The following is a 16177-nucleotide window of genomic DNA, read 5'->3' as shown; positions in this document are numbered from 1 at the left end:
CCCGAGCCAGCCATGACCGAACGCGTTCTCACCGGTATCACCACCACCGGCACCCCCCACCTGGGCAATTACGTGGGCGCCATCCGCCCGGCCATTGCCGCCAGCCGCGAGGACGGGGTCGAGAGCTTTTTCTTCCTGGCCGACTACCACGCGCTGATCAAGTGCGACGACCCGGATCGCATTGAGCGTTCACGCCTTGAAATCGCCGCCACCTGGCTGGCCGCGGGCCTGGACACCGAGCGCGTGACCTTCTACCGCCAGAGCGACATCCCCGAGGTGACCGAGCTGAACTGGCTGTTGACCTGCGTGACGGCCAAGGGGCAGATGAACCGTGCGCACGCCTACAAGGCCGCGGTGGACGCCAACGGCGTCCAGGCCGAGGACCCGGACGCGGGCATCACCATGGGCCTGTTCTGCTACCCCATCCTGATGGCCGCCGACATCCTGCTGTTCAACGCGCACCGTGTACCCGTGGGCCGCGACCAGGTGCAGCACATCGAGATGGCACGTGACGTGGCCCAGCGCTTCAACCACACCTTCGGCAAGGGCCGCGAGCTGTTCGTGCTGCCGCAAGCCGAGATCGAAGAGAGTGTGGCCACCTTGCCGGGCCTGGATGGCCGCAAGATGAGCAAGAGCTACGACAACACCGTGCCCTTGTTCGACGGTGGCGCCAAGGCCCTGAAGGACGCGATCGCGCGCATCGTGACCGACTCGCGCCTGCCCGGTGAGCCCAAGGACCCGGACAGCGCCCACCTGGTCACCATCCACGACGCCTTTGCCGATGCGGCCACGCGCGAGGCCTTTCGCGCCGATCTGCGCGCAGGCCTGGGCTGGGGTGACGCCAAGCAACGCGTGGTGCAGCTGATCGATGCCCATGTGGGCCCCATGCGCGAGCGTTATGCTGACCTGATGGCCCACCCCGAGCACATTGAAGACATCCTGCAGGCCGGTGCCGCCAAGGCCCGCGCCGTGGCCACGCCCTTGCTGGCCGAGTTGCGCCATGCCGTGGGCCTGCGCCCCATGCTGGCTGTGCCCCAGGCCAAGGCCGCCAAGGCGCAGGCCAGCAAGTCTGACTTGCCCGTGTTCAAGCAATACCGTGAGGCCGACGGCCAGTTCTACTTCAAGCTCACCACGGCTGATGGCGCCTTGCTGCTGCAAAGCCAGGCCTTCGCCGAAGGCCGTGAGGCGGGGGGCTGGGTCAAGCGCTTCAAGACCGACAGCGCCGTGGTGCTGGGTGATGCCCCGGTTAGCCTGGCCGAAGGTGTGGCGCGGGAGGCCGTGGAAGCGGCCCTGGCCGCGCTGCAGGCCCATGAAGCCGAGCAGGGCAGCAAGCCGGCCAAAGGCTGAGCGAGCGGGCGGGTAGACGCATGGCTGGCATCCACATCACCGACATCGAGTCGGCCATCAATTGGTGGCGCGAGCAGCGCCCATCGCCCGATGGCATCAGCCTGTGCGCCGAGGTGCAAAAGCTCGCCGAGGTCTATGCGCTTATGGTCTATTACCGCGAGAGCGAGTGCGACGAGGCCAGCATGCCGCAGGCGGCCCGCGAAGCCTGGCTGGCCTGGTACGGCACCACGCCCGACACGCCCTGCATCGCGATCTGCTCGACCAGCCAGGGCGATGACCTGTGCAAGGGCTGTGGCCGCACGTTCGACGAGGTGCAGTTGTGGCCCGAGATGAGCCCGGCCGAGAAGCGCGCCACCTGGCGCCGCATCACGCTGGACAACACCGCCTGGCGTTTCAACCGCTATGCCGAACGGGCCCGTGAGGGTGTGAGCAAGCCGCCTGACCCAGCGCCCGCAGAACAGGGCGCCACCCAGGATGCAGGACGGGATTCAGGCCAAAACGCCGCCTGATCCTGCGGGCTTCAGGCGCGGCGCGCCTGTGCTTCGGCCTGGGCCGTGCCCACCTGGGGCGCCGCCTTCTTGCCAAACAGCGACTTCCACAGGAAGGGCCAGATGACGGACAGGAAGGTCTTGAGGTCGGCCAGGGCGATGCAGGGCAGCTCGGTGCCGCGCTGCCAGCTCGGGTTGCACTGCTCGAAGAAGGCGATGTCCGGATCGGCCGCGCGCATCTCTGGTGTGATGGCGGCCACGTGGTCCTTCAGGCAATTGGCGTTGTCACCGAAGTCCAGCAACATGCTGTCGTGGTCGAGCTTGCCGGGGAACATGGCTTCACAGTACTCGGTGACCATGTCCTTGAGCTTGGGTTTGGCGCCGCCGCGCTGGGGATAGAAGTCTGGGAAGTTGCGCGCCAGCAGCAGGTAGGTCTTGTAGCCCTTGGAGATCAGCAGCCAGTACTGCGGTGTCAGGGGGGACTTGAGCGCCTCCCAGAACAGCTTGAGCGCAAAGGCGTTCTGCAGCGAGCGCGACCCCCAGTAGTTGCGGTCGATGATGGTGTCGCCGCTGAACAGGCCCTTGGCTTTCTTGCCGCCCAGCTCGAAGGTGTAGATGCCCAGCGTCGAAAACCCCACGATCTCCTGGGTGGACTTCTTGCGCACGATGAAGGCGCCGTCCTTCTTTTCCAGGTCGTCGATGAAGGTCGACAGCGGGCTGTACGCGTAGTTCTCTTCGAACAGGGCGTGCATGCGGGCGATGTCCACGACACTCAGCGTGTTGACCTTCTGGTAGCGGGTGGTGAGCATGGGCGACTGCTTTCTGGCGATGTGTTGCGACTGCTGTGGGCCCGATTGTTGAAGTCGGCCAGTCGCTCGCCCGAGAGGGTCAACCCTGTTATTTAACGAATACCCCTGAATGAGGGGTGTTTGAAACGGTGATATTTCCCTAGCAAATATGGTGAAACGCTTGTTTGAAATCAAGTTTTTGGGGGCATGCCCTTCAGCGTTGATTCAACTCAAGGCTGGCGGGATCGGCTTGAGCGGCCCCTTGAAGTTCTCCTTGGCCAGCTTGCCCGGGAGTGGGGCAAAGTCGATCCATTGGTCAGGCACCGCGTAGTCGGGCAGCTGGTCCAGCAGGTGGCGGATCAGGGTCAGGCGGCCCAGGCGCTGGTCATTGAAGTCCACCAGGGTCCAGGGGGCGTGTTTGGTGTGGGTGGCCTCCAGCATGGCGTCGCGGGCCTTGCCGTACTCCTCGTACTTCTGGCGTGCCATCAGGTCGATGGGCGAGAGTTTCCAGCGTTTGAACGGGTCATCGCGGCGCTCGGCAAAACGGCGTTCCTGCTCGGTCTGGTCCACCGTCAGCCAGTATTTGAACAAGAGGATGCCGTCGTCGACCAGCAGCTTTTCGAACACGGGCGTCTGCTTGAGGAAGCGCTGGTACTGCTCGTCACTGCAGTAACCCATGACTTTTTCCACGCCGGCGCGGTTGTACCAGCTGCGGTCGAACAGCGAGACATGGCCGCCTGCCGGCAGGTGGGGCACATAGCGCTGGAAATACCACTGCGTGCTTTCGTCTTCGGACGGCTTGGGCAGGGCCACGATCTGGTACTGGCGCGGGTTCAGGCACGCGGAGATCGCGTTGATCACCCCGGTCTTGCCGGCCGTGTCGCGGCCCTCGAACAGGATCAGGACGCGCTTGCCCGTGTGTTGCAGCCAACGGGCCATCTGGTTGAGCGCCAGTTGCAGGGGCTCCAGGCGCTCCTCGTACTCTTTTTTGCTCAAACGGTCGTCATGCTTGTGGTTGTTCGACATGGATGCGAGATTTCTGGCTGATATGTGAGCCACCTTATACCCAAGCGGCCGTGCGGGCCAGTCCCCTCGATAGAATCGGGGCATGAACGCGCCTACAGACGACAACACCCCCGCCAAACCCAGCAATTTCCTGCGCGGCATCATTGACCGCGACCTGGAGCAGGGCACCTACGCCAGCCGCCGTTGGGCCGGCTCGCCCGGCGACGCCGCTCACCACGAGCAGGGGCAGCCTGACCCCGCCAAGATCCGCACCCGTTTCCCGCCGGAGCCCAATGGCTACCTGCATGTGGGCCACGCCAAGAGCATCTGCCTGAACTTCGGCCTCGCGCGTGACTACGGTGGCGTCTGCCACATGCGCTTTGACGACACCAACCCGGAGAAGGAAGAGCAGGAGTACGTTGACGCCATCCTGGACGCCGTCAAGTGGCTGGGCTTTGGCTGGGGCTCCAACTTCAATGGCCAGGCACAGAGCCACCTCTACTACGCCAGCAACTACTTCGACCACATGTACCGCGCCGCCGAGTACCTGATCGAAGCCGGCCTGGCCTATGTGGACGAGCAGACGCCCGAAGAGATGCGCGCCAACCGCGGTGACTTCTCCACGCCCGGCAAGGACAGCCCTTTCCGCAGCCGCACGCCGCAAGAAAACCTGGCGCGCTTCCGCGAAATGCGTGACGGCCAGCACCCGGACGGCAGCATGGTGCTGCGCGCCAAGATCGACATGGCCGCGCCCAACATCAACATGCGCGATCCGGCCATCTACCGCATCCGCCGCGCAACCCACCACAACACGGGCGACAAGTGGTGCATCTACCCGATGTACACCTTTGCGCACCCCATCGAAGACGCGCTGGAGCAGATCACGCATTCGATCTGCACGCTCGAATTCGAAGACCAGCGCCCCTTCTACGACTGGCTGGTGGACCGCCTGGCCGAAGGCGGCCTGCTCAAGCAGCCCACGCCGCGCCAGCACGAATTCGCGCGCCTGAACCTGACGTACGTGATCACCTCCAAGCGCAAGCTCAAGCAACTGGTGGACGAGAAGGTGGTGGAAGGATGGGATGACCCGCGCATGCCCACCATCGTGGGCCTGCGCCGCCGTGGCTACACGCCCGAGGCCATCCAGCTGTTCTGCGAGCGCATCGGTGTGAGCAAGTCCGACAGCTGGATCGACTACAGCACGCTGGACATCGCCCTGCGTGACGACCTGGAGCACAAGGCCCACCGCGGCATGGCCGTGCTGGACCCGGTCAAGCTGGTGCTGAGCAATTGGGACGAGGTGATGGGCGCCGGCCATCTAGAGCCCTGCTCGCTGCCGGCACTGCCGCATCCGCCAGAAGGCATGCCCGAGCCCGCACACCGTGCGTTCACCATCGGCAAGGAAGTGTGGATCGAGCGCGAGGACTTTGAAGAGGTGCCTCCCAAGGGCTACAAGCGCCTGTTCCCGGGCAACAAGGTGCGTCTCAAGGGCGGCTATGTGATCGAGTGCACCGGCTGCGTCAAGGATGCGGAAGGCAAGGTCACCGAGGTGCTGGCCACCGTGGTGCCTGACACCAAGAGCGGCACGCCCGGCGCAGACAGCGTCAAGGTCAAGGCGGCGATCACCTGGGTGGGCGTGGCCGATGGCGTTGCGGCTGAAGTGCGCCTGTATGACCGCTTGTTCACCGACGCGCAGCCCGATGCGGGCGGCAAGGACTTCCTGGCCAGCCTCAACCCGGACAGCAAGAAGGTGGTCACGGCCTATGTCGAGCCGTCGCTGGCCCAGGCTCAGCCGGATCAGAAGTTCCAGTTCGAGCGCTTTGGCTACTTCGTGGCAGACCGCAAGGACCACACGTCGGTCAAACCTGTGTTCAACAAGATCACGGGCTTGAAGGACGGCAACTGGGCGAAGTAAGCACCTGCTGAGGCCTGGCCGGCTGCGCACATGCATCGCCCCTTCATCCGCTACGCGCTGATCCTGGCGGGTTGGGTGTCGCTGGCCTTGGCGGTGCTGGGCGCCATCCTGCCGGGCCTGCCCACCACGCCTTTCGTGTTGCTGGCGGCGGCGTGCTTTGCCAAGGGCTCGCCGCGTTGGCATGCCTGGTTGTTGTCCAACCGCTGGCTGGGCCCGATGGTGCGGGACTGGGAGGCGCACCACGCGCTGCCCCTGAAAGTGAAATGGCTGGCCAGCGGGATGATGACCGTGATGGTGGGCCTGTCGGCCTGGCGACTGGCTGGCCGGCCCGGTTTGCAGGTGCTGATCTTGAGTCTGGCCCTGATCGGGTTGATCGTGGTCTGGCGCATCCCGACGCGGCGTTGAAACGCCCCGCCGGGATCTGATCAGCCGATCAGGCCTTGCGGCTCAATGGCACGGCCGGGAAGTCCACCGGCACCGCAAACGCCACGTTCACGTAGTTGGTGAACAGGTTGAGGGCCACATGGGCCAGGATCTCGGCGATGTGCTCGTTGTGAAAGCCCGCATCGCGCAGAGCCTGCACATCCTGGGCCGTGACCTGGCCGCGCTCATGCACCAGCTTGATGGCAAAGCGCAGTGCCGCAGCGGTGCGTGGGTTGGCGGACTCGCCTTGTTGCGCGGCACGCATCTCCTCGGCGGAGGCGCCGGCCTTGCGGCCCAGCGCGGTGTGCGCGGCCAGGCAGTACTCACAGGCATTGCGGTCGGCCACGGCCACGGCGATCTGTTCACCCAGTTGGGCCTCGATCGTGCCTTTGCCCAGGGCGCCGAAGAAGCCCCACATGGCCTGCAAGGCGGCAGGTGAGTTGGCCACGGCCTTGAACATATTGGGGGTGGCGCCAAAGGCTTGCTGGATCTGTTGCAGCAGGGGCTGGCTGGCGGTGGGTGCTTGTTCAGCGGTCAGAAGAGGAATGCGGTTCATGGTCTTGTCTTTCCTTGGTTGAATGCCCGGTGATGCGGTCATGCGTCATGCGGTGAGGCATTGGCGGGCGGAAGGCACATCGCTGTGCACAAGGCCAGTTTCTGGTTTATGGTTGCACTGTTGGGTGCATTTCATCCATGAAATCAACCTAATCGTCCGAAACTGAGCGTCCGCAACCGAGCATCCACAGCTGAGCCGCCATGCATGAAGCCCCCGCCGCCCCCGAGTTGGATCGCCTGTCGTCGCTGCTGGAGCGCTTCAGCGTGCAGGCCCACATGTTCCACAACGGGCCGCTGTGCGGTGTGACGCACTTTGCCGCGCAGCCCGGCCTGGGCTTTCTGCATGTGATGCGGCGCGGCACGATGACGGTGACGCACAAGGCGCGAAGCGGTGCGGCCCGCAAGCTGGAAGTGACCGAGCCCAGCCTGCTGTTTTACCCACGGCCCTTGGCGCATGACTTCCACAACGCACCTGCGGACGGGGCGGACTTCACCTGCGCCACGCTGGCTTTTGATGGCGGTGACATGCACCCCCTGGTGCGCTCCCTGCCGTCGCTGATCGTGTTGCCGCTGTCTCGTGTCAGCGATGTGACCCAGACCTTGTCGCTGTTGTTTGGCGAGGCCGAGCGGGTGCGTTGTGGCCAGCGCCTGGTGGCCGATCGCCTGTTTGAAGTCTTGCTGCTGCAGGTGCTGCGCTGGCTGCTGGACCACCCTGAAGAGGGCGGCGTGCAGGCGGGCCTGCTCCATGGCTTGTCGGACCCGCGCCTGGCCAAGGTGCTGGTGGCCATGCAGGAACGGCCCGGCGAGCCCTGGAGCCTGCCGAGCATGGCCGAATGCGCCGGCATGTCGCGCAGTGCCTTTGCCGCGCTGTTCAGGCAGGCCGTGGGCGACACGCCTGCCGACTACCTGATCCAGTGGCGCCTGAGCCTGGCGCAAGCCCAGTTGCGCAGCGGCCGCTCGCTCAAGCAGGTGGCCGACGAGCTGGGCTATGCCAACGCCTCGGCCTTGTCCCGGGTGTTCACGCAACGCATGGGCGTCTCACCCAGGGCCTGGCTCAAAAGCCTGTGACGTTGAAGCGGCTGTAGTCGCCGCCGTCAATGCCGCCCTTGACCATGGCGTCGTAACGCGTGTCTTCATCGAGGAAGCGCTTGAGCCAGGCAATGGCGGACTTGGCCACGGTCGTCTGGTACTCGGCCTTGGCCAGGCTCAGCGGGCAGAGGTGGTCCGCACCCTTGACCTCGATCTCGCCGCGCGGCAGCGCCGTGTTCAGGCTGGCATAGAAGGGGTCCGAGTGCTGCTTGTTCGGCGCGATGGCGTCTTTCTCGCAGGCCACGATCAGCGTGGGCACGGTGTCAGCCGCAAAGCTCTTGGTCGTGTGCCAGGGCGTGATGGGCACGGCGGCCTTGAGCGTGCCATCAGCCACAGCCGCAGCCAGCGTGCCGCCACCACCCATCGAGTGCCCCATCACCGCGCGGCGGCTGCTGTCCAGCATGGCGGCATAAGGGGCCTTGCCAGCCTGGGCCAGCTCGATCACCTGCTTGAGCGCACCGGCCATTTCCTTGGCCCGCAGATCAGGCAGGTCGAAGATGGTGTTGGTGTCCAGGTTGACGACGATGAACCCGTGCGAGGCCACGCGCTTGGCCAACGGTTCATAGACCAGCTGGAAGCCCGTGAAGCCCGGTGTCAATGAGACCACGCCAAAGGTCTGCGTGCCGCTTTGCGGGTAGAACACCGTGGCGCCGCCATAGTTGTAGGCCTTGGCATCTGCGCGGCTGATCTTGAACGAGGCCACGGTGAAGGGGCCTGCGGCTTCCAGTGCCGCCTTGGTGGGCTCCGGGCCGCGTTCGTAGCCGGCGGCGAACGCAGGCAGGGCCGCACTGAGGGTGAGGAACAGCGCGGCCACGCTCAACTTCAGACGGGCCTTCAGCAGATGGTGGGTCATGGGTGTCCTTGGCTTGTGTTGTGAGGTGTCAATCGCCAGGACATTAATGGTGTGCATTCGGTGACATTTGGGTGTTTTCCCGCGGCGCCACCGATTGCAGGTGCGGGTGAGCCCGCGTCACCCGAACGGGTGCGGGCACCCGCATCAGGCGCTTACAGGCCCTTGAGCTTCAGGCGCGCGGCCTGCTGCACATAAAAGGCCACGGGGTCAGGCGCACCCTTGCCGACCAGGCCCAGCACATGGTTGATCTCGTCGAGGTGGTTCCAGGGGTAGTCGTCACGCAGCACCTTGCCCCAGTGCGCCGCGCAGACGGGCACCAGGCCATCGGTGGCCACGCCCGGTGTGCTGGCGGCGGCCTGGGCCAGCACCGCATCGGAGATGTCCCAGCTGTTGGTCTCGGTCTGGTTGCCGGCGATCGAATAGAACAAGGTGTTGCCCACCTTCTCGGCGCCTTCGCCGCAATAGCTGCTGGGCTTGCCGGCAGGGAAGCGTGTGTTGAAGGCGGCGGTGTTGGCGGCCCAGGCCTGCAGGGCGATGGGGTCTTGCGGCAGCTTGGAGTTGCCCGAAGCCCAGCCGATCACGCTGCCGAAAGCTGACACGACCTTGCTGTAGTTGGTCAGCAGGTCGCCCAGGGCGTTGTTGGCCTGCATGGCCGACAGGTCATGCGGCGAGCCGATCGAGGTGATGCTGGCCACCATGTCGGGCGCCACGCCATGCACATAGCGGGCGGTGGGGCCACCCTGGCTGTGGGCGATCAGGTTGAAGCGGGTGTAGCCCTTGGCGGCGGCCCACTCCTTCATCTGCTTGAGCAACTGCTCGCCGCGCACGTCGTTGTCATTGAAGGAAGACACCGAGGCGACATAGACCGTGGCGCCATTGCGGCGCAGTTCGGCGGGCACCTGGTAGAAGTAGTCGATGCCCAGGATCGAATCGAAGCCGGCCATGCCATGCACCAGCACGATGGGGTAGCGGGTCTTGGCTGTGGTGCTGGTGGCGGCATAGCAGCCGCTGCTCAATGCGGCGGCACCGACCAGCGCGGCGCCCAGGATGAGCCGCTTGAGCAGGGTGGAGGCGAGGGAGCTTGTCATGGTCACGGTCCTTTCAGCTTGAATCGCGAGGCTGCAGCGCCCGGTGGGGTGTTGCAGGTTAATTGTTATGTTGCATAACAATATGCGCGAATGAAGCACGCCGCGACATCAGGGCTTCCACGGGGAGGCCCTGGGACAAGGGGATGCTGTTGAGGGCGGACCGGGGGGGCGGGCCACCGCGGTGCGGGGCCCGTGTCGGATCAGTTCACGTCAGTTGAGGCTGATGAGGTGGTGAGGCTCACTCGGCACTTTGCTTGGCGGCAGGCTTGCGCGGGCGGCGAGGGCGTGAGGCCGCCTTCTTGGCTGCGGGCTTGTCGGTGGCGGCGGCCTGTTCAGCCGGGGCAGGAGCCGGCGCTGGGGCTGGGGCGGACGGCGGTGCATCAGCCTGTGTGGCCCGACCGCGCCGGTCTTGCCTTTCCTTCGGGGCCTTGGGTGCCGCAGGTGCGGCTTCGCTGGTGCTCAGGGCCTCCGCGTTGGTCGGTGACGGGGCCGATGAGGCGGCCGAAGCCTCACCACGCTGCCTGCCGCCACGCCCACGCTGGCCGCTCTTCTTGGCGGCGGGCTTGCGGTCGCCTCGCTGGCGGCCTCGGCCTTTCTCGCCGTGATCGCCTGCGGCCTCATCCGATGCGGGGTGTTGCACCTCGATGGCATCCTCCACTTCGCCAGTGGGCACCACATGGTGAACGGGCATGGCGCTGTCTTCCACGATGACTTCCGCCACCACCACTTCTTCCATCACCGGTGAGGCCACAGGTTCCACGCGCTGCGCGGCCTGGCCGCTGCCGCGCGACACATAGGCACCGGATTTCTCATCACGACCAAACTCCAGCAGGCCGCGCTGTTGCGCCTCTTCCAGCAGGTTGCCGAAGGTGCGGAAGCCGTAGTAGTTCTCGTTGAAGCCGGGGTTGCGGCGCTTGATGGCCTCTTTGAGCACCGAGGCCCACACGCGCCCACCCTCGTCGCGGTCGGTGACCAGCGCTTCGTAGGTTTCGGCCGCCATCTCGACGGCCTTGGTGCGGCGCTTGTCCATCTCCTCGCGGCGGCGGCGGTCTTCTTCGGGCGAGCGGCGTTGTTGCGGCTGGTCGCGGCTGCCCTGGCGGGCGGCCTGGCGCTGGCTTTCGCGCACCAGGTCGTCATAGAAGATGAACTCGTCGCAGTTGGCGATCAGCAAGTCGGAGGTGGAGTTCTTCACGCCCACGCCGATCACGTACTTGGCGTTCTCGCGCAGCTTGGACACCAGCGGCGAGAAGTCCGAGTCACCCGAGATGATGACGAAGGTGTTGACGTGCGACTTGGTGTAGCAAAGGTCCAGCGCATCGACCACCAGGCGGATGTCGGCCGAGTTCTTGCCGGACTGGCGCACGTGCGGGATCTCGATCAGCTCGAAGTTGGCCTCGTGCATGGCGGCCTTGAAGCCCTTGTAGCGCTCCCAGTCGCAATAGGCCTTCTTGACGACGATGCTGCCCTTGAGCAGCAGGCGCTCCAGCACACGCTTGATGTCGAACTTGTCGTAGTTGGCGTCGCGCACGCCGAGTGCGACGTTCTCGAAGTCGCAAAACAGCGCCATGCTGATGTTGTCTTGGGGGAGGGCCATGTTGTTCTTTCTTGTGTTGGGTGGCTCGGGGGATGAGGCTCAGAGCAGGCCGGCATCGACGAGGTACTGACTGGGGCGGCGGCGCTCACACAGGAGAGTGAGGCGCTGGCGGGCACGCGTCATGCCCACATAAAGCAGGTTGCGATTGTCGGTGGTATTGCCGCCGATGGCGAATTCGCCTTTGTTGAGGCCCGGCATGATCACGTGGTCGAACTCCAGGCCCTTGGCGGCCTCGATGCTCGACAGCACCACGCAGTCCTTGCCGCGCATGCCTTGCTGGCGGATCTCGCGCTCGTTCATGGCGCGAAAGAAGGAGGCCACGTTGTCGAAGGTGGCCGCCGAGGCGATCAGGCCCTGGATGTTTGCACTGACCTGCTCGATGTCGCTGGTCTGCACCATCACGCGGGCGGCCAGGGTTTGGGGTGACAAGGCCTGCACGAAGCGCTCCAGCAGCACCTCGGTGGTGTTGACGCTGGCGATGCCGATGGCCGCTTCGATGCGGTGACGTACCTGGGCGCTGGCATTGCGCAGGATCTGGTTGTTGAGGAACACGCCGACCAGCTCGGGGGTGTGGGCCACGCTCTTGATGGCCTCCAGCTGGGCCTTGAGGCGGTCTTCCGGCGTGTCCTGGTCGCTCTCCACAAAGGAGCCCGCGAACATCAGCATCGCCTGCAGGATGCGCACTCGGGTGTCGATCTGCTCGATGCCGGCAAAGCTGTCTTGTGCACAGGCGATCAGGCCCCGCACGAACAGCACCTCCGGGCGCATCAGGTAGGTGTCGAAGCCGCTGGTGCGGTAGTCCACGCCCTTGTCGAGCAGGTGGTTCTCCAGCGCCACGGACTGGTGCGGCTGGCGCAGCAGGATGGCGACCTCCGACAGCGTGGACTGGGGTGCCAGGCCGACGCGTTGCCGGATGAGCTCCACGATGTGCCAGTTGGCCTCCTTGGGCTCGTCATGGGCGATCAGCTGGACATCGGTCTGGATGCTGCTGAGCGACTCGTACACCTTGTGGGACAGGCGGCTGACAGACGCGGCCAGCGTCGGCCCGAAGCGGTAGGAGGCGGTCAGTGGCAGGCGCTCGGCCGGGCCGATCTCGCGCTCGAAGGTGTCGGCCATGAAGCCGGCATCGGCACCGGCCACGGCATGGATCACCTGATCGCGGTCGCCCACGCCCACAAAGGCGGTCTGCGGGTTCTGGGCCAGCAGGTGCTGCAGCACCGTGAACATGGCGCGGTTGGTGTCGTGCATCTCGTCGACCAGCACCAGGTGCAGGCCCAAGGCCAGGGGCGGTGTCAGGTCGACAAAGGCATCCTCGCCGAGCAGCAGGTTGGCCAGGTCGTAGGTGGCGTCATGCGGGGCGCGGAAGGTGGGGTGGTCCGGGTGGCCGCCACGGCGGATGCCTTCGTAAGCCCAGAAGACACGCAGCGTGAGGTAGTCGTGGCCCAGCTCATCGGCCACGGTGGGTGTCAGCACCTTGTCGGCCGCTTCCATATTCCATTGCAGCGTGCCTTTGAGGCGGGCAAAGGCGTTGAGCAGGCTCTCGACCATGACCTCGCCATTGCCCTCCACCGCGAACTCGTCCGAGTGGCGCTCATCGGGGTTGAGCATCACGCGCTCGATGGCCTGCAGCACATAGGGCTTGAGCTGCTCGGGCTTGTCGTGGTGGTGCACATTGCCGCCTTCGATGTGCTGCAGGCGTGCGCGGCAGAAGTCATCGAAGGTGCGGATCTTGAGTCGATTGCGAACGGCCGTGGCCACGCCGATGCGCTCCAGCGCCTTCTTCATGGCCAGCACGGCCGCGTCGGTGTAGGTCAGGGCCAGGATGCGGTCAGGGTCGGCACCACGCGCCAGGGCCTGGGCCAGACGCAGCGCCAGGGTGGTGGTCTTGGCCGCACCCGCATTGGCCTCGACGATGACACGCTTGTGCCGCCCCAGCTGGATGGCCCGTTGCTCGGCAGTGGGCACGATGCCCTTGGGGGTGAAGCCTTGTTCGTCGCTCATCGGTGTGGGCCTGTACGGCGCGCCTCAGTCGGCCTGCTCGGCGGCGGCATCGTCGTCGGCGCGGCGCCCGCTGCCCTTCTTGTTGCGGGCAGCCTTCTTGCGCTGGCGCTCGGCTTCGGCTTCGGCGGCCACCGCGGCCCATTGCTCGAATGCTTCAGGGGTCTCCAGCGTGATGCGGCCCAGGATGGCGCTGCGGAAATCGTTGAGCACGATCTCGGCGGCCTTTTGCAGGTTGACGCGCCCGCCCGTCATCACGGCACCGCGCTTGCGGCCAATCTCGGTCAGCAGCTCTTCATCGTGCAGGGTGGGTATCTGGTCTACGTTGTCGAGCTTGTAGCGTGCTGCCAGCAGCTGCGGGTAAGGGCCTTTGATGCTGGTCAGCAACTCCAGCGCCACCTCTTCTTCGTCATAGGCGTTGCGGCCCACGGCGCCACTGGCTGCGAGGTGGTAGCCGCCTTTTTCGATCGTGATCTTGGGCCACAGCATGCCGGGCGTGTCAAACAAGTAGAAGTCGTTGGCCAGGTTGATGCGCTGCTCGATCTTGGTGATGCCGGCCTCGTCGCCCGTCTTGGCGGCCTTCTTGCCCACCAGGGTGTTCATCAAGGTGGACTTGCCCACATTGGGGATGCCGCAGATCAGCACGCGCAGGGGCTTGTCCATGCCGTGGCGGTTGGGGGCGAGCTCGCGGCAGGCCTTGATCAGGCGCTGGGCCGGGGCCGTGTCGCCCGCGTCCAGCGCGATGGCCTGCGTGCCTTCCTGGGCGTTGTACCAGGCCAGCCAGGTGGCGGTGCGTTCGGGGTCGGCCACGTCCTGCTTGTTGAGGACCTTGAGCTTCTTGCGCGTGCCGGTCAGCTCGGCCAGCATGGGGTTGGCGCTGGAGCCCGGCAGCCGCGCATCGAGCATCTCGATGACGACGTCGATCTCCTTCATGCGTTCGATGATGGCTTTCTTGGTCACGTTCATGTGACCGGGGAACCATTGGATGGCCATCGGCTTGTTCTCTTTCTGGTGCGAAATGGGGCGGCGCAGGTGCGAGGGTCAATTGTCCTTTGAATTGGGCTTGGATTTACGTCTGCTTCCTCGGGTGAATGAGCACCGGCCCGCGCGCGCCGTGATGTCAGAATCAGCGGCACGCACCAATCAGCCCCCATCAGGAGTCCAGTTTGAAGCCCCAGCGCCTTGTGCCTACACGCTCACCCATGTTGTTCAACGCACCGTTGACTGCACTGTTGGCCGCGCTGTCTTGCGCGCTATGGGCCGCCACCGCCCACGCCGAAGAAAAGCCCAAGTGGGAGCTGGGCCTGGGCGCCACCGGCCTGAGCCTGCCCGACTACCGCGGGTCGGACGAGTCGCATGTCTACGCCTTTCCCATCCCCTATGTGGTGTACCGGGGCGAGGTGCTCAAGGCCGACCGCGAGGGCGCCCGTGCCGAGCTGATCGACTTTGGCGACCAGGCCCACGTGGACCTGGGGCTCAATGGCAGCATCCCTGTGTCCAGCACGAAGAACACGGCGCGGCGGGGCATGCCCAGCCTGTCAGGCGCCATCGAAATCGGGCCGGCGCTGGAGGTGCATTTCTATCGGTCCGACAGCGATCAGGTGCGCCTGAAGATGCGCGTGCCCGTGACCTATGGCATCACGTTTGGCAGCAATGTGGGCACCGACGGTTGGCAGGCCAGCCCCAATTTGAACCTCGACATCCGCAGCGTGCTGGGTTTTCAGGGCTGGAACCTCACCATGCTGGGCGGGCCGATCTATGCGACCCGCCAGCGACACGCTTATTTTTATGACGTGGCCTCGCAGTACGCCACGGCGGAGCGCCCGGCCTACCGCGCCACGGCGGGCTACTCGGGCGCCCAGTTCGTGGCCGGCCTGAGCAAGCGCTTTGACCGCATGTGGGTGGGCGCCTTCATGCGCTATGACAACCTCAATGGCGCTGTCTTCCGCGACAGCCCCTTGGTCAAGACGCGCAGCTACCTGGCCGGTGGGCTGGCCGTGGCCTGGGTGCTGGGGCAGTCCTCGGACATGGTCACGGTGGACTGAAAGCCTTCGGTCCAGGCGCGCACGATGGCGTCCACCTGGCGCGAATCCGTCAGGGTGCGGATCTGCGCAAATGCCTGTTCGGCTTCAGGATGACGCCGCCGCAGGTAGTGGAGCCACTGCTTCATGCGGCCGGCACGTGCACGCGGTTCGATTTGATCGAGCACGGTCTGCCAGAACACGGCCAGCAGCGGCAACAACTCGGCCCAGCCGGGGTCGCACAGGCCGGCAACCGGCCGCCCCTGGTCTGCCAGGATGGCCAGCGCCAGGCCCGGGTCGGCCACGATGCCGCGCCCCAGCATCAGGTCATCGCAGCCCGAGGCCTCGCGGCAACGGCGGGCATCGTCGACCGACCAGATCTCGCCATTGGCCACGATGGGAATGGACACCGCCGCACGCACGTCGGCGATGCGGTCCCAGTAGGCGGGCGGCCTGTAGCCATGGGCCTTGGTGCGCGCATGCACCACGAGCTCGTCCGCGCCGGCTGACGCGATGGCGCGGGCGCAATCCTCGGTCAGGCTGTCATCGTTGAAGCCCAGCCGCATCTTGGCCGACACCGGCATGCCGGCCGGCACGGCGCGGCGCACGGCGCGCACGATGCGGTGCACCAGCTCGGGCTCCTGCAGCAGCGCCGCGCCACCCCCGTGGCGGTTGACCACCCGGGCAGGGCAGCCGAAGTTCAGGTCGATGCCGGCAGGGCCCAGCTCGGCCAGCCGCGCGGCGTTCTCGGCCAGGCAGACAGGATCAGAGCCCAGCAATTGCGCGCGCACAGGCACCCCTGCTGGCGTGCGGCTGCCATGCCGCAGCTCCGGCACCACGCGCATGAAGGCGCGTGCCGGCAACAAGGTGTCGGTCACGCGGATGAACTCGGAGACGCAACGATCAATGCCGCCCACGCGGGTCAGGACATCGCGCAGCGCGAAGTCCAGCAAACCCTCCATGGGGGCCAGCAAGATGGCCATGTGGTTAATTAGGGAACAACCGGGGCGCCA

The 16177-nt window shown here is 65.6% G+C and carries 15 protein-coding genes; 6 read left to right on the top strand and 9 right to left on the bottom strand.

Features of this window, described 5'->3' with window-relative positions; all coding sequences use genetic code 11:
• The first annotated feature begins 12 nt into the window (after window positions 1-12).
• Together HY019_RS03855 and HY019_RS03850 are read left to right on the top strand one after the other, a co-directional pair.
• The gene (locus HY019_RS03855; protein WP_290688480.1) at window positions 13-1347 is read left to right on the top strand and encodes a tryptophan--tRNA ligase; all 1335 of its coding nucleotides are present in this window, start codon (window positions 13-15) and stop codon (window positions 1345-1347) included.
• A gap of 20 nt (window positions 1348-1367) precedes the next feature.
• A complete protein-coding gene (locus HY019_RS03850; protein WP_290688478.1) occupies window positions 1368-1856 on the top strand; it encodes a DUF3717 domain-containing protein in 489 nt (162 codons plus the stop codon).
• 11 nt (window positions 1857-1867) lie between these two features.
• Here the strand turns inward: HY019_RS03850 and HY019_RS03845 are convergent, their stop codons facing one another.
• Both HY019_RS03845 and ppk2 read right to left on the bottom strand, forming a co-directional pair.
• Window positions 1868-2644, bottom strand: coding sequence for a hypothetical protein (locus tag HY019_RS03845; RefSeq protein ID WP_290688477.1), 777 nt, complete (start codon window positions 2642-2644; stop codon window positions 1868-1870).
• 204 nt (window positions 2645-2848) lie between these two features.
• Window positions 2849-3649: a polyphosphate kinase 2 gene (gene ppk2 / locus HY019_RS03840; RefSeq protein WP_290688475.1), complete on the bottom strand. Its 801-nt coding sequence runs from the start codon at window positions 3647-3649 to the stop codon at window positions 2849-2851.
• Window positions 3650-3731: 82 nt separating this feature from the next.
• Here ppk2 and HY019_RS03835 point away from each other — a divergent pair, with 82 nt between their 5' ends.
• Both HY019_RS03835 and HY019_RS03830 read left to right on the top strand, forming a co-directional pair.
• Window positions 3732-5543, top strand: a complete 1812-nt coding sequence (locus HY019_RS03835) for a glutamine--tRNA ligase/YqeY domain fusion protein (RefSeq protein WP_290688474.1) — start codon at window positions 3732-3734, stop codon at window positions 5541-5543.
• A gap of 30 nt (window positions 5544-5573) precedes the next feature.
• A complete protein-coding gene (locus tag HY019_RS03830; RefSeq protein ID WP_290688473.1) occupies window positions 5574-5948 on the top strand; it encodes a YbaN family protein in 375 nt (124 codons plus the stop codon).
• A 28-nt stretch (window positions 5949-5976) separates the two neighbouring features.
• On the opposite strand, the gene HY019_RS03825 is transcribed toward HY019_RS03830, so the two are convergent.
• The gene (locus tag HY019_RS03825) at window positions 5977-6522 is read right to left on the bottom strand and encodes a carboxymuconolactone decarboxylase family protein (protein ID WP_290688471.1); all 546 of its coding nucleotides are present in this window, start codon (window positions 6520-6522) and stop codon (window positions 5977-5979) included.
• Between the two features lie 200 nt (window positions 6523-6722).
• On the opposite strand from HY019_RS03825, the gene HY019_RS03820 reads away from it, so the two are divergent.
• On the top strand, window positions 6723-7589 hold the full coding sequence (locus HY019_RS03820; RefSeq protein WP_290688470.1) for an AraC family transcriptional regulator: 867 nt from the start codon (window positions 6723-6725) through the stop codon (window positions 7587-7589).
• On the opposite strand, the gene HY019_RS03815 is transcribed toward HY019_RS03820, so the two are convergent.
• The 5 genes from HY019_RS03815 to ylqF all read right to left on the bottom strand — a co-directional run bounded on the left by HY019_RS03815 (window position 7576) and on the right by ylqF (window position 14136).
• On the bottom strand, window positions 7576-8463 hold the full coding sequence (locus HY019_RS03815; RefSeq protein ID WP_290688469.1) for a hypothetical protein: 888 nt from the start codon (window positions 8461-8463) through the stop codon (window positions 7576-7578). The two genes, HY019_RS03820 and HY019_RS03815, sit on opposite strands and share 14 nt — an antisense overlap.
• 152 nt (window positions 8464-8615) lie before the next feature.
• Entirely contained in the window at window positions 8616-9551 is a 936-nt protein-coding gene (locus HY019_RS03810) for a triacylglycerol lipase (protein WP_290688467.1), read from the bottom strand.
• Window positions 9552-9789: 238 nt separating this feature from the next.
• On the bottom strand, window positions 9790-11145 hold the full coding sequence (locus HY019_RS03805) for an NYN domain-containing protein (RefSeq protein WP_290688465.1): 1356 nt from the start codon (window positions 11143-11145) through the stop codon (window positions 9790-9792).
• A gap of 39 nt (window positions 11146-11184) precedes the next feature.
• Window positions 11185-13146 carry an ATP-dependent helicase gene (locus HY019_RS03800; RefSeq protein WP_290688463.1) on the bottom strand — a complete coding sequence of 654 codons (1962 nt, stop codon included), beginning with the start codon at window positions 13144-13146 and terminating at the stop codon, window positions 11185-11187.
• 24 nt (window positions 13147-13170) lie between these two features.
• On the bottom strand, window positions 13171-14136 hold the full coding sequence (gene ylqF, locus HY019_RS03795; protein WP_290688461.1) for a ribosome biogenesis GTPase YlqF: 966 nt from the start codon (window positions 14134-14136) through the stop codon (window positions 13171-13173).
• A 209-nt stretch (window positions 14137-14345) separates the two neighbouring features.
• Between ylqF and HY019_RS03790 the strand changes: the two genes are divergently transcribed.
• Window positions 14346-15188 carry a MipA/OmpV family protein gene (locus HY019_RS03790; RefSeq protein WP_290688459.1) on the top strand — a complete coding sequence of 281 codons (843 nt, stop codon included), beginning with the start codon at window positions 14346-14348 and terminating at the stop codon, window positions 15186-15188.
• On the opposite strand, the gene HY019_RS03785 is transcribed toward HY019_RS03790, so the two are convergent.
• A complete protein-coding gene (locus HY019_RS03785; protein WP_290688457.1) occupies window positions 15119-16147 on the bottom strand; it encodes a tRNA-dihydrouridine synthase in 1029 nt (342 codons plus the stop codon). The two genes, HY019_RS03790 and HY019_RS03785, sit on opposite strands and share 70 nt — an antisense overlap.
• Between the last annotated feature and the right edge of the window lie 30 nt (window positions 16148-16177).

This window comes from Aquabacterium sp. (assembly GCF_016195855.1).
In the GTDB taxonomy this organism is placed as follows: Bacteria; Pseudomonadota; Gammaproteobacteria; order Burkholderiales; family Burkholderiaceae_C; genus Aquabacterium.
Note: the sequence above shows the minus strand (reverse complement) of the source record. Positions and strands in the feature narration are given on the sequence as shown.

Excerpts from the sequence above, each read along its gene's own strand:
- HY019_RS03810 (WP_290688467.1), bottom strand. The coding sequence starts at position 9,551 with ATGACAAGCTCCCTCGCCTCCACCCTGCTCAAGCGGCTCATCCTGGGC.
- HY019_RS03790 (WP_290688459.1), top strand. The coding sequence starts at position 14,346 with ATGTTGTTCAACGCACCGTTGACTGCACTGTTGGCCGCGCTGTCTTGC.
- HY019_RS03855 (WP_290688480.1), top strand. The coding sequence starts at position 13 with ATGACCGAACGCGTTCTCACCGGTATCACCACCACCGGCACCCCCCAC.
- HY019_RS03785 (WP_290688457.1), bottom strand. The coding sequence starts at position 16,147 with ATGGCCATCTTGCTGGCCCCCATGGAGGGTTTGCTGGACTTCGCGCTG.
- HY019_RS03815 (WP_290688469.1), bottom strand. The coding sequence starts at position 8,463 with ATGACCCACCATCTGCTGAAGGCCCGTCTGAAGTTGAGCGTGGCCGCG.
- HY019_RS03820 (WP_290688470.1), top strand. The coding sequence starts at position 6,723 with ATGCATGAAGCCCCCGCCGCCCCCGAGTTGGATCGCCTGTCGTCGCTG.
- HY019_RS03835 (WP_290688474.1), top strand. The coding sequence starts at position 3,732 with ATGAACGCGCCTACAGACGACAACACCCCCGCCAAACCCAGCAATTTC.
- ppk2 (WP_290688475.1), bottom strand. The coding sequence starts at position 3,649 with ATGTCGAACAACCACAAGCATGACGACCGTTTGAGCAAAAAAGAGTAC.
- HY019_RS03825 (WP_290688471.1), bottom strand. The coding sequence starts at position 6,522 with ATGAACCGCATTCCTCTTCTGACCGCTGAACAAGCACCCACCGCCAGC.
- HY019_RS03845 (WP_290688477.1), bottom strand. The coding sequence starts at position 2,644 with ATGCTCACCACCCGCTACCAGAAGGTCAACACGCTGAGTGTCGTGGAC.
- HY019_RS03800 (WP_290688463.1), bottom strand. The coding sequence starts at position 13,146 with ATGAGCGACGAACAAGGCTTCACCCCCAAGGGCATCGTGCCCACTGCC.
- ylqF (WP_290688461.1), bottom strand. The coding sequence starts at position 14,136 with ATGGCCATCCAATGGTTCCCCGGTCACATGAACGTGACCAAGAAAGCC.
- HY019_RS03830 (WP_290688473.1), top strand. The coding sequence starts at position 5,574 with ATGCATCGCCCCTTCATCCGCTACGCGCTGATCCTGGCGGGTTGGGTG.
- HY019_RS03805 (WP_290688465.1), bottom strand. The coding sequence starts at position 11,145 with ATGGCCCTCCCCCAAGACAACATCAGCATGGCGCTGTTTTGCGACTTC.
- HY019_RS03850 (WP_290688478.1), top strand. The coding sequence starts at position 1,368 with ATGGCTGGCATCCACATCACCGACATCGAGTCGGCCATCAATTGGTGG.